Origin of the sequence: Kitasatospora sp. NPDC059747, assembly GCF_042732955.1 — a bacterium.
Classification (GTDB): domain Bacteria; phylum Actinomycetota; class Actinomycetes; order Streptomycetales; family Streptomycetaceae; genus Kitasatospora.
Genome location: NZ_JBHWGV010000043.1, coordinates 49,886 through 62,186, shown reverse-complemented (window position 1 = coordinate 62,186; position 12,301 = coordinate 49,886). Strand labels below are relative to the sequence as shown.

The 12,301-nt window shown below is 74.4% G+C and carries 9 protein-coding genes; all 9 read left to right on the top strand.

Translation table 11 applies throughout. The features are described from left to right. Positions 1 to 384 precede the first annotated feature (384 nt). Positions 385 to 1,374, top strand: a complete 990-nt coding sequence (gene hpnC, locus ACFV4G_RS20325) for a squalene synthase HpnC (RefSeq protein WP_380442237.1) — start codon at positions 385 to 387, stop codon at positions 1,372 to 1,374. A 41-nt stretch (positions 1,375 to 1,415) separates the two neighbouring features. After that, positions 1,416 to 2,273: a presqualene diphosphate synthase HpnD gene (hpnD, locus tag ACFV4G_RS20320; RefSeq protein WP_380442235.1), complete on the top strand. Its 858-nt coding sequence runs from the start codon at positions 1,416 to 1,418 to the stop codon at positions 2,271 to 2,273. A gap of 127 nt (positions 2,274 to 2,400) precedes the next feature. Then, the gene (gene hpnE / locus ACFV4G_RS20315; RefSeq protein WP_380442218.1) at positions 2,401 to 3,834 is read left to right on the top strand and encodes a hydroxysqualene dehydroxylase HpnE; all 1,434 of its coding nucleotides are present in this window, start codon (positions 2,401 to 2,403) and stop codon (positions 3,832 to 3,834) included. Between the two features lie 137 nt (positions 3,835 to 3,971). Next, a complete protein-coding gene (locus tag ACFV4G_RS20310) occupies positions 3,972 to 5,060 on the top strand; it encodes a polyprenyl synthetase family protein (RefSeq protein ID WP_380442215.1) in 1,089 nt (362 codons plus the stop codon). 7 nt (positions 5,061 to 5,067) lie between these two features. Beyond that, entirely contained in the window at positions 5,068 to 7,149 is a 2,082-nt protein-coding gene (gene shc / locus ACFV4G_RS20305; protein WP_380442213.1) for a squalene--hopene cyclase, read from the top strand. Further along, on the top strand, positions 7,146 to 7,823 hold the full coding sequence (locus ACFV4G_RS20300; protein ID WP_380442211.1) for a 1-hydroxy-2-methyl-2-butenyl 4-diphosphate reductase: 678 nt from the start codon (positions 7,146 to 7,148) through the stop codon (positions 7,821 to 7,823). Before shc ends, ACFV4G_RS20300 begins: the two co-directional genes overlap by 4 nt. A gap of 2 nt (positions 7,824 to 7,825) precedes the next feature. Then, on the top strand, positions 7,826 to 8,854 hold the full coding sequence (gene hpnH / locus ACFV4G_RS20295) for an adenosyl-hopene transferase HpnH (RefSeq protein ID WP_359958036.1): 1,029 nt from the start codon (positions 7,826 to 7,828) through the stop codon (positions 8,852 to 8,854). Between the two features lie 117 nt (positions 8,855 to 8,971). Beyond that, complete coding sequence (gene dxs, locus ACFV4G_RS20290) at positions 8,972 to 10,882, top strand: 1-deoxy-D-xylulose-5-phosphate synthase (RefSeq protein WP_380442208.1); 1,911 nt, start codon at positions 8,972 to 8,974, stop codon at positions 10,880 to 10,882. Next, positions 10,872 to 12,272 carry an aspartate aminotransferase family protein gene (locus tag ACFV4G_RS20285; protein ID WP_380442206.1) on the top strand — a complete coding sequence of 467 codons (1,401 nt, stop codon included), beginning with the start codon at positions 10,872 to 10,874 and terminating at the stop codon, positions 12,270 to 12,272. The genes dxs and ACFV4G_RS20285 overlap by 11 nt, the downstream gene beginning before the upstream one ends. Positions 12,273 to 12,301: the final 29 nt, after the last annotated feature.

The window sequence follows — 12,301 nt, the reverse complement described above, 5'->3', positions numbered from 1 at the left end:
GCCCGGACCTGCTCAACCCGGTGCCCGGCGACCTCACCCAGCTGTCCGCCCGGCTGTCGTCGCGCGCCGCCGCGCTGCGCGCCCGGGCGCCGCGCCCCCGGGGCACCCCCCCCGGCGCCCCGGGGCGGGCCCCCGCGCCGGGCCCGCCCCGCGGTACGCGCCGGCCCCCCCCCCCCCGCCGTGTGCCCGGCGCCGGTAGTCCGGGTGGCCCGCCCCCGGCGGGGTGAGCGCCCCGTGCGCCGGGCGGGGCGCTCTTCTGCGGCGCGGCCCGTGGTGTCAGGCTGTATGCGCGGGGGGCGTGTGCCGGACGTGACGCCCGTGCTCGGACGCGTGTCCGAGTCGGGCCGGTGATGCCCATCGGTGTAGAACGGGGGAGTGACAGCAGTGTCGGCTTCGGCCCAGCCCAGCAACGAGCCCGTGGACCAGACCGCGGGGGCGACCCTGGAGAAGGCGAGCGCGGAGAACTTCCCGGTCGCCCCCTTCTTCCTGCCCGCCGCCTGGCGCGGTGACCTGATGGCGGTCTACGGCTTCGCCCGGCTGGTCGACGACGCGGGCGACGGCGACCTCGCCGACCCGGCCGGCGCCGCCCGCCTCCTCGGCGTCGACACCCCCTTCCCGGCGTCCGCCACCACCCCTTCGGCCCAGTGCGGCCCGCCCGCTCCCGACGAGGTCGCCTTCCGGCTCGCCCTGCTCGACGGACTGGACCGCGACCTCGACCGGGTCTTCGAGACGGCGCTGCGCCCGGGCGGCGCCGACCGGCCCCGGCACCCGCTGATGCGCGCCCTCGTCCCGGTCGTCGACCGGCACGGACTGACCCCCGAGCCCTTCCGCCGCCTGATCGAGGCCAACCGGGTCGACCAGACCACCGCCCGCTACGCCACCTGGGACGACCTCGTCGGCTACTGCACGCTCTCCGCCGACCCGGTGGGCCGCCTGGTGCTCGCCATCGCCGGCGTCTCCACGCCCGAGCGCGTCGGGCTCTCCGACGCGATCTGCACCGCCCTCCAAGTGGTCGAACACCTCCAGGACGTCGCCGAGGACCTCGCCCGCGGCCGGATCTACCTGCCCGCCGAGGACCTGGAGCGCTTCGGCGTCACCGAGGCCGACCTGGCCGCGCCGAGCGCCGACGGCCCGGTCCGCGAGCTGATCGCCTTCGAGGCCGAGCGGGCCCGCACCCTGCTCGACCGCGGCGCGCCGCTGGTAGGTACGGTTCGGGGGAGGCTTCGACTGCTCCTGGCGGGATTCACCGCAGGTGGTTACGCGGCCCTGGCGGCCGTCGAGGACGCCGGGTACGACGTGCTCGCCCAGCAGACGAAGCCGGACAAGCGCCGCCTCGCAGCGAAGGCGGCGGCCATCTTCGCGAAGGGAAGGTGAACGCCCGAGTGGCGGCATCACCACTGGCGTCGGCCCAGGTCATGGCGGCCTACCGGTACTGCGAGGCAGTCACCGGACTCCAGGCGCGCAATTTCAGCTACGGCATCCGGCTGCTGCCGGAGCCCAAGCGGCTGGCCATGTCGGCCCTGTACGCCCTGGCCCGCCGGGTGGACGACATCGGCGACGGCGACCTGCCGGCCGACCGCAAGGCCGAGGCACTGCTGCGCACCCGCGAACTGCTGGACGACGTCCGCGCCGGCAAGGTCGCCGAGGACGACACCGACCCGATCAAGGTCGCCCTCGCGGACGCGGCCCGTCGCTTCCCGATCCCGATCGGCGGCTTCGACGAACTGATCGACGGCGTCGAGATGGACCTCAAGGGCGCCGAGTACCAGACGTACGAGGAGCTCAAGGTCTACTGCCGCTGCGTGGCCGGCGCGATCGGCCGGCTGTCGCTCGGCGTGTACGGCTGCGACGACCCCGAGCGCGGGGCGCACTACGCCGACACCCTCGGGCTCGCGCTCCAGCTCACCAACATCCTGCGCGACCTGCGCGAGGACGCCCTGAACGGCCGCACCTACCTGCCCACCGAGGACCTGGTCCGGTTCGGCTGCCAGGAGGGCTTCGCCCAGCCCAGGCCGCCGGCCGGCGCGGACTTCACCGGCCTGGTCGCCTTCGAGGCCGCCCGGGCGCAGGCCGCGTTCGAGGAGGGCCTGCGGCTGCTGCCGATGCTCGACCGCCGCAGCCGGGCCTGCACGGCCGCGATGGCCGGCATCTACCACCGGCTGCTCGGCCGGATCGCGGCCGACCCCGAGTCGGTGCTGCGCGGCCGGGTCTCGCTGCCGGGCTGGGAGAAGGCGTACGTGGCGCTTTCCGGGCTCGCCGGGGGGCGTTCTTGATTCTCGCCGCAGTTCTGTCACGCTGTGTCAGCGGGGAATCACGCATGGGTAGAGCCGCGTTGTCCACGACCGAGCCGACCACGGCAGCCGCCGCCGGGCGGTCCAGCGATCGCGAGGGGGAGGGCCGATGACCGGGCGAGCCGATGCCGCGCGCCCGGCCGCCGTCGTGGTCGGCGGCGGCCTGGCCGGGATCACCGCCGCGCTGCGCCTGGCCGAGGCCGGGCAGCGGGTCACCCTGGTGGAGGGGCGGCCCCGGCTCGGCGGCCTCGCCTTCTCCTTCCGGCGCGGCGAGCTGACCGTCGACAACGGCCAGCACGTCTACCTGCGCTGCTGCACCGCCTACCGCGGCCTGCTCGACCGGCTCGGCGCCACCCGCCTCACCCACCTCCAGGAGCGGCTCGACGTCCCGGTGCTCTCCGTCACCGGCCCGGCCGAGGCGCCCGTGCGCACCCTCGGCCGGCTGCGCCGGGCCGGCCTGCCGGTCCCGCTGCACCTGGCCGGCAGCCTCGCCCGCTACCCGCACCTCGGCCCGGCCGACCGCGCCCGGGTGGTCCGCGGCGCGCTCGCCCTCCAGCGCCTCGACCTGGCGGACCCGGCGCTGGACGGCACGTCCTTCGGCGCGTGGCTGCGCCGCCACGGGCAGAACGAGCGGACCCTCGCCGCCCTGTGGGACCTGGTCGGCGTCGCCACCCTGAACGCCTACGCGGACGACGTGTCGCTGGCCCTCGCGGCCATGGTGTTCAAGACCGGCCTGCTCTCCGACCCGGGCGCCTCCGACATCGGCGTCGCCGCCGTCCCGCTCGGCACCATCCACCACGACCGGGCGCTCGCCGAGCTGGAGCGCGCGGGCGTGACGGTGCTGCTGCGCGCCCGCGCGGCGGAGCTCAAGCCCGGCGCGCAGCAGCACGCCGTACGCCTGGAGGGCGGCGAGCTGCTCACCGCCGAGACCGTCGTCCTGGCCGGCGCCCAGGACAGCGCGGCCGCCCTGCTGCCGCCGGACGCGATCCCCGCACAGGAGCGCCTGGCCGGCTTCGGCACCTCGCCGATCCTCAACGTCCACGTCGTCTACGACCGCAAGGTCCTGCGCCGCCCCTTCTTCGCGGCGCTCGACTCCCCGGTCCAGTGGGTCTTCGACCGCACCGACCACTCCGGACTGGCCGCCGCGCCGCTCGGCCGCGAGCACCCCGGCGCCCAGTACCTGGCGCTCTCCCAGTCCGCCGTGCGGGACGAGATCGACCTGCCCGTCGCCGAGCTGCGCGAGCGGTACCTCCCGGAGCTCGCCCGGCTGCTGCCCGCCGCGGCGGGCGCCGAGGTGCTGGACTTCTTCGTCACCCGCGAGCGCACCGCCACGTTCGACCCGGCCCCCGGCACCGCGGCGCTGCGCCCCTCGGCGGGCACCCGCGTGCCCGGCCTGCTGCTGGCCGGTTCGTGGACGGCCACGGGCTGGCCCGCGACGATGGAGGGGGCCGTGCGCAGCGGCCACGCCGCGGCCGACGCGGCGCTCGCCGCCTCAGGCGCCCGCCGCCCGGTGGACCGGGGCGACGGGAGGTGGCCGAGGTGACCAGCGGCCCCGTCGCCGGCGACCCCGCGAGAGCCGGCGCCCGTCCCCCCGGACGCGCCGGGCACCCCGGGCGCGCCGACACCGCAAGCATCCGGCCGGCCCGCGCGGTCCGGCACCACCAGGGAGAGGGAACGCACGTGGAGTCACGCACCGGCACCGCCGCTGGAGGCACGGCGCACGCCGAACCGGTCTCGGTGCCGGAGCTGCTGGCCCGCAGCCGCACGCTCTGCACCCCGCCGCTGCGCGCCGCCGTCGCCCGTTTGGCCGCACCGATGGACACCGTCGCGGCGTACCACTTCGGCTGGATCGACCGGGACGGCACGGCCGTGAAGGGCGACGGCGGCAAGGCCGTGCGCCCGGCGCTGGCCCTGCTGTCCGCCCAGGCGGCGGGTGCGTCCGCCGAGGTGGGGGTGCCCGGCGGGGTCGCCGTTGAACTGGTACACAACTTCTCCCTGCTCCATGATGATCTGATGGACGGTGACGAGACCCGGCGCCACCGGGCGACCGCCTGGACGGTCTTCGGCCCGGCCCAGGCGATCCTGGTCGGCGACGCCCTGGCGACGCTCGGGACGGAGGTGCTGCTCGACGCCGGCGCGGCCGGTCCGGCGAGCGCCGCCGACGCCGCGCGCGCCGTCCGGCTGCTCACCACCGCCACCCGCCGGCTCATCGACGGGCAGGCGATGGACGTCGCCTTCGAGCAGCGCGACAGCGTCACCGTCGCCGAGTGCCTGGAGATGGAGGGCGGCAAGACCGCCGCCCTGCTCGCTGCCGCCTCGGCGATCGGCGCCGTGCTGGCCGGGGCCGACGACGAGGTCTCCGGCTCGCTCCAGCGCTACGGCCACCACCTGGGCCTGGCCTTCCAGGCGGTGGACGACCTGCTCGGCATCTGGGGCGCCACCGAGGTCACCGGCAAGCCGCACTGGGGCGACCTGCGCCAGCGCAAGAAGTCCCTGCCGGTCGCCGCCGCCCTCGCCGAGGGCGGCGCCGCGTCGCGCCGCCTGGCCGAGCAGCTGGCCGACCCCTCGGGCCGCGGGGAGGAGAGCGAGCCCGAGCTCGCCGCCCGGGCCGCGCTGATCGAGCAGGCCGGCGGCCGCGCCTGGACCCAGGAGGAGGCCCGCCGCCAGCACACGACCGCCCTCGCCGCTCTCGACGAGGTGCCCATGTCCGACCCGGTGCGCGAGCACTTCGTCGCACTCGCCGAATTCGTGGTGGTACGAGAGAGGTGACGTTACGTTGACAGCAACCGCGGACGGCCGGCTCGACCCTGAGTACGATCCCGAGCCGGTCGCGGTGGGCGACCGCCCCCCGGCCCTGCTGGGCACCGGACTGTGGCGGCCCGAGGACCCCGCCCCGCCCCCACCGGGCGGGGAAGCGGCCCCGGGTCCGGCCGACGCCCGGGACGCGCTGGCCCGGGCCACCGCCCACCTGCTCTCGCTGCAGAGTCCGGACGGCTGGTGGAAGGGCGATCTGGAGACCAACGTCACCATGGACGCCGAGGACTTACTGCTCCGGCAGTTCCTCGGGATCCGCACCGAGGAACAGACCGCGGCCACCGCCGACTGGATCCGCTCCCAGCAGGGGGAGGACGGCACCTGGGCCACCTTCCACGGCGGGCCGCCCGAACTGTCCACGACCGTCGAGGCGTACGTCGCCCTCAAACTCGCCGGCGACGACCCGGACGCACCGCACATGCTTGCCGCCGCGCGCTACGTCCGCTCCGCCGGGGGCATCGCCGCCGCCCGGGTCTTCACCCGGATCTGGCTCGCGCTCTTCGGCTGGTGGCCCTGGGAGCGGCTGCCCGAGATGCCGCCCGAGATCATCTTCCTGCCCCGCTGGCTGCCGCTGAACATCTACGCCTTCGGCTGCTGGGCCCGCCAGACCATCGTCCCGCTGACCGTCGTCTCGGCCCACCGCCCGGTCCGCCCGGCGCCCTTCGCGCTCACCGAGCTGCACACCGACCCCGGTGACCCCTTCCCCGACCGGCCGCTCGCCCCCGCCACCAGCTGGGACGGCCTCTTCGAGCGCCTCGACAAGGTCCTGCACGCCTACCACCACCGCGCGTTGCGCCCGCTGCGCAAGCACGCCATCGCCCAGGCCTGCCGCTGGATCGTCGAGCGGCAGGAGGCCGACGGCTGCTGGGGCGGCATCCAGCCGCCCGCCGTCTACTCGCTGATCGCCCTGCACCTGGAGGGCTACGAGCTGGAGCACCCGGTGATGCAGGCCGGGCTCACCGCCTTCGACCGCTTCACCGTGCACACCGAGGACGGCATGCGCTGGCTGGAGGCCTGCCAGTCCCCGGTCTGGGACACCTGCCTGGCCACCATCGCCCTGGTCGACGCCGGACTGCCGGCCGACCACCCGGCGCTGGTGACCGCCGTCGACTGGATGCTCGGCGAGGAGATCCGCAAGCGCGGTGACTGGAGCGTGCGGCGGCCCTCGCTGGAGGCGGGCGGCTGGGCGTTCGAGTTCGAGAACGACACCTACCCCGACATCGACGACACCGCCGAGGTGGTGCTCGCGCTGCGCCGGGTCGCCCACCCCGATCCGGCGAAGGTCGACGGGGCGGTGGACCGGGGAGTGCGCTGGAACCTCGGCATGCAGTCCAAGAACGGGGCCTGGGGCGCCTTCGACGTCGACAACACCAGCACGCTGCCGAACAAGCTGCCGTTCTGCGACTTCGGCGAGGTCGTCGACCCGCCGTCCGCCGACGTCACCGCGCACGTCGTCGAGATGCTCGCCGAGGTCGGCCAGGCGCGGGACCCGCGCACCCGGCGCGGCGTGGAGTGGCTGCTGCGCAACCAGGAGGCCGACGGCTCCTGGTTCGGCCGCTGGGGCACCAACTACATCTACGGCACCGGCTCGGTGCTGCCCGCCCTCGTCGCGGCCGGCGTGCCGGACGAGCACCCGGCGATCCGCCAGGCCGTCCGCTGGCTGGAGGACCGCCAGAACGCCGACGGCGGCTGGGGCGAGGACATGCGCTCCTACGACGACCCGGCGCGCTGGGCCGGGCGCGGCGACTCGACCGCCTCGCAGACCGCGTGGGCGCTGATGGCGCTGCTCGCGGCCGGCGAGGGCCCCGAGCGTCGGGCCAACCCGGCGGTGGAGCGCGGGGTCGACTGGCTGGTGCGCACCCAGCTGCCCGAAGGCACGTGGGACGAGCCGCAGTTCACCGGGACCGGCTTCCCGTGGGACTTCTCCATCAACTACCACCTGTACCGGCTGGTCTTCCCCGTCACCGCCCTCGGCCGCTACCTGGGCGGCGGTCCGGCGGTCCTGCGGGAGGGCGCCGGCCCGGTGATCGGGGCGTCCCGGTGACCACCCCGCCCCTGCTGGTGCTCTGCGCGCTCGGCCCCGAGGTCTGGGCCCTGCGCGGCGGGGACTGGCGCGGCTCGGCGGGCGGGCCGCCGGTGCTGCTGCGCACCGGGGTGGGCCGGCGGCGGGCCGGCCACGCGGTGCGCCGGGTGCTCGGCTCCGCCCCGGGCGGCTACGGCGCGGTCGTGGTGGCCGGCTTCGGCGCGGCCGTCGGCCCCGGGATCGCCCCGGGGGACGTCGTCGTCGCCGACGGCGTGCGCAACGCGGAGGGCAACCTGTTCGCCGTCCGCTCGGCCGCCGACCTCGCCCGGGCGCTCAAGGAGCGCGGGCTGGCCGTGCACACCGGGGTGCACCACACCGCCGACCACGTCGTCCGCGGCCTCGAACGGCGGGCCCTGTACCTCCAGGGCGCGCTCGCCGTCGACATGGAGGCCGCCGCTGTCCTCGCCGCGCTGCACGAGCTGCGGCCCGCGCTGCCCGCGGCCGTCCTGCGGGTGGTCGTGGACACCCCCGAGCGGGAGCTGCTGCGGCCCGGGACGCTCCCCGCGGGGGTGCGCGCCTGGCGGACCCTCCGCGCGACCGTTCCCGCCCTCGTCGACTGGTACCGGCAGGACCTCCCGGACCGCAGGGAACCGCACCACCCCACATCCTCGACGCTCCCCCAGGAGGCGAGCTAGCCATGGCCATGCCGTTGCGCCAGACCGTGCGGGTCGGCACCTACCTCATGCAGCAGAAGCTGCTCAAACGGCGGGACAAGTTCCCCCTGATCGTCGAGCTGGAACCGCTGTTCGCGTGCAACCTCGCGTGCGAGGGCTGCGGCAAGATCCAGCACCCGGCGGGCGTGCTGAAGCAGCGGATGCCGGTCGCCCAGGCGGTCGGCGCGGTGCTGGAGTCCGGCGCGCCGATGGTCTCGATCGCCGGCGGCGAACCGCTGATGCACCCGCAGATCGACGAGATCGTCCGGCAGCTGGTGGAGCGCCGCAAGTACGTGTTCCTGTGCACCAACGCGCTGCTGCTGCGCAAGAAGATCGACAAGTTCCGGCCCTCGCCCTACTTCACCTTCGCCGTGCACATCGACGGCATGCGCGAGCGGCACGACGAGTCGGTGGCCAAGGAGGGCACCTTCGACGAGGCGGTGGCGGCCATCAAGGAGGCCAAGCGGCGCGGCTTCCGGGTCACCACCAACAGCACCTTCTTCAACACCGACACCCCGCAGACCGTCATCGAGGTGCTGGACTACCTCAACGACGAGCTCAAGGTCGACGAGATGATGATCTCCCCGGCCTACGCCTACGAGAAGGCCCCCGACCAGGAGCACTTCCTCGGCGTCACCCAGACCCGCGAGCTGTTCCGCAAGGCCTTCGCCGGCGGCAACCGGCAGCGCTGGCGCCTCAACCACAGTCCGCTCTTCCTGGACTTCCTGGAGGGCAAGAAGGACTTCGAGTGCACGCCGTGGGGCATCCCCAACTACTCGCTCTTCGGCTGGCAGCGGCCCTGCTACCTGATGGCCGACGGGTATGTGCCCACCTACCGCGAGCTGGTCGAGAAGACCGACTGGAGCAAGTACGGCCGCGGCAAGGACCCCCGCTGCGAGAACTGCATGGCCCACTGCGGCTACGAGCCGACGGCGGTGCTCGCCACCATGGGCTCGCTCAAGGAATCGCTGCGCGCGATCACCGAGACCGTCAGCGCCAACCGCGGCCGCTGACCGGAGCCGCTCCGGCGGACCCGGTCGCTCCAGACCGGCCCGGGCGCCGTGCCCGGGCCGGCCCCGCCCCTCGGGGGCGAAGGCACCACCGCACCACTCGAGTCGTGAGGTGTACCCATGTCACTGCTCTCCAGCGTCACGTCCCCGGCCGACCTGCGAAAGCTCCCCGCCGCCGAACTGCCGCTGCTCGCCGACGAGATCCGCGACTTCCTGATCGACGCCGTCACCCGGACCGGCGGGCACCTCGGCCCGAACCTCGGCGTGGTGGAGCTGACCATCGCCCTGCACCGGGTCTTCGACTCCCCGTACGACCGGATCGTCTTCGACACCGGACACCAGAGCTACGTCCACAAGCTCCTCACCGGGCGCCAGGACTTCAGCCGGCTGCGGATGAAGGGCGGCCTATCCGGCTACCCGTCGCGCGCCGAGTCCGAGCACGACCTCGTCGAGAACTCGCACGCCTCCACCGCCCTCTCCTACGCCGACGGCCTCGCCAAGGCCGCCCAGCTGCTCGGCCAGCACGACCGGCACACCGTCGCCGTCATCGGCGACGGCGCGCTCACCGGCGGGCTCGCCTGGGAGGCGCTCAACAACATCGCCGACGCGAAGGACCGGCCGCTCGTCATCGTCGTCAACGACAACGAGCGCTCCTACGCGAAGACGATCGGCGGCCTCGCCCACCACCTCGCCACCCTGCGCACCACCCAGGGCTACGAGCGCTTCCTCGCCCTCGGCAAGGGCGCGCTGCAACGCACCCCGCTGGTCGGCCAGCCGATCTTCGACGCGCTGCACGGCGCCAAGAAGGGCTTCAAGGACGCCTTCGCCCCGCAGGGCATGTTCGAGGACCTCGGGCTCAAGTACCTCGGCCCGATCGACGGCCACGACCTCGGCGCCGTCGAACAGGCGCTGCGCCAGGCCCGGGGCTTCGGCGGCCCGGTCATCGTGCACTGCCTGACCGTCAAGGGGCGCGGCTACCGGCCCGCCGAACAGGACGAGGCCGACCGCTTCCACGCCGTCAACCCGATCGACCCCTACACCTGCCTGCCGATCTCGCCCAGCGGCGGCGTCTCGTGGACCTCGGTGTTCGGCGAGGAGATGGTCGCGCGCGGCGCCGAGCGGCCCGACGTCGTGGCGATCACCGCGGCGATGCTCCAGCCGGTCGGGCTGGAACGGTTCGCCAAGGCCCACCCCGAACGCACCTTCGACGTCGGCATCGCCGAGCAGCACGCCGTCACCAGCGCCGCCGGGCTCGCCACCGGCGGGCTGCACCCCGTCGTCGCCGTCTACGCGACCTTCCTGAACCGCGCCTTCGACCAGGTCCTGATGGACGTCGCCCTGCACCGGCTCGGCGTCACCTTCGTCCTCGACCGCTCCGGGGTGACCGGGCCCGACGGTGCCTCGCACAACGGCATGTGGGACATGTCGATCCTCCAGGTCGTGCCGGGCCTGCGGCTCGCCGCCCCGCGCGACGCCGACCAGCTGCGCGCCCAGCTGCGCGAGGCCGTCGACGTCGCCGACGCCCCCACCGTCGTGCGCTTCCCCAAGGCGACCATCGGGCCCGCCGTCCCGGCCGTCGAACGCGTCGGCGGCGTGGACGTGCTGCTGCGCACCGGAGACCTGCCCGAGATCCTCCTGGTCGCCGTCGGCACCACCGCGCCGGCCTGCCTGGACGCCGCCCGGCTGCTGATCGCCGAGGGCTTCGCCGCGACCGTCGTCGACCCGCGGTGGGTCAAGCCCGTCGACCCGGCGCTGCCCGCACTCGCCGCCGCCCACCGGCTCGTGGTCACCGTCGAGGACAACGGGCGCACCGGGGGCGTGGGCGCCGCCGTCGCCCAGGCGCTGCGCGACGCCGACGTCGACGTCCCGGTGCGGGTGCTCGGCCTGCCCCAGGAGTTCCTCGGCCACGCCGCCCGCGGCGAGGTCCTGGAGGAGGCCGGGCTGACCGGCACCGGGGTCGCGGCCCAGACCGCCGTCTTCGCCAAGAACCTGCTACCGACCAGAGGAGCGAACCCGCGCCATGCCGGCTGACCCTGACCGCACCGCCTTCGACCTCGCCGCCCTGATCGCCGAGCGCGGCGGCGAGCGGTACGAGCTGCACGGCCGCTACCTCAACCCGCAGCTGCCGCGGATGCTCCACACCATCGGCTTCGACAAGTACTACGAGCGCGCGCAGGGCCCGTACTTCTACGACACAGAGGGCAATGAGTACCTCGACATGCTGGCCGGCTTCGGCATCTTCGCCCTCGGGCGCCACCACCCCGTGGTGCGCTCGGCGGTCCAGCAGGTCATGGACCTCGACCTGCCCGACCTCGTGCGCTTCGACTGCTCGCCGCTGCCCGGGCTGCTGGCCGAGCGGCTGCTCTCGTACGCGCCGGGGCTGGACCGGGTGTTCTTCGGCAACAGCGGCACCGAGGCGGTCGAGACCGCGCTCAAGTTCGCCCGCTACGCCACCGGCCGCAAGCGGATCCTCTACGCCGACCACGCCTTCCACGGGCTGACCGTCGGCTCGCTCTCCGTCAACGGGGAGAACGGCTTCCGCAAGGGCTTCGACCCGCTGCTGCCCGACACCGCCATCCCGCTCGGCGACCTCGGCGCGCTGGCCAAGGAGCTGAAGCGCGGCGACGTCGCGGCGCTGATCGTCGAGCCGATCCAGGGCAAGGGCGTGCTCGCGCCGCCGCCCGGCTGGCTGCGGGCGGCCCAGGACCTGCTGCACGAGCACAAGGCGCTGCTGATCTGCGACGAGGTGCAGACCGGGATCGGCCGCACCGGGGAGTTCTTCGCCTACCAGTACGAGGAGGGCGTGCTGCCCGACCTGGTCTGCGCGGCCAAGGCGCTCTCCGGCGGGTACGTGCCGGTCGGGGCGACGCTCGGCAAGGGCTGGATCTTCGAGAAGGTGTACTCCTCGATGGACCGCGTGCTCGTCCACTCGGCCAGCTTCGGCTCCAACGCCCAGGCGATGGCGGCCGGGCTCGCGACCCTGGAGGTCATGCGCGACGAGAAGGTGGTCGAGAACGCCCGGCAGGTCGGCGACCACTTCCGGGAGCGGCTCGCCGCGCTCGTCGACAGGTACGAGCTGCTGGCCGAGGTGCGCGGCAAGGGGCTGATGATCGGCATCGAGTTCGGCCGGCCCAGGTCGCTCAAGCTGCGCACCGGGTGGACCGCGCTCCAGGCGGCCCGCAAGGGGCTGTTCGCCCAGATGGTGGTCGTGCCGCTGCTCCAGCGCCACCGGATCCTGACCCAGGTGTCCGGGGACCACCTGGAGGTGATCAAGCTGATCCCGCCGCTGATCATCACCGAGCGGGACGTCGACCGGTTCGTCACGGCGTTCACCGACGTCATGGACGACGCACACCGGGGGAGCGGGCTGATGTGGGACTTCGGGCGGACGCTGGTGAAGCAGGCGGTCGGCAACCGCTGACGGCCGTTGCCGGAAGGAGCGGGAAGCCG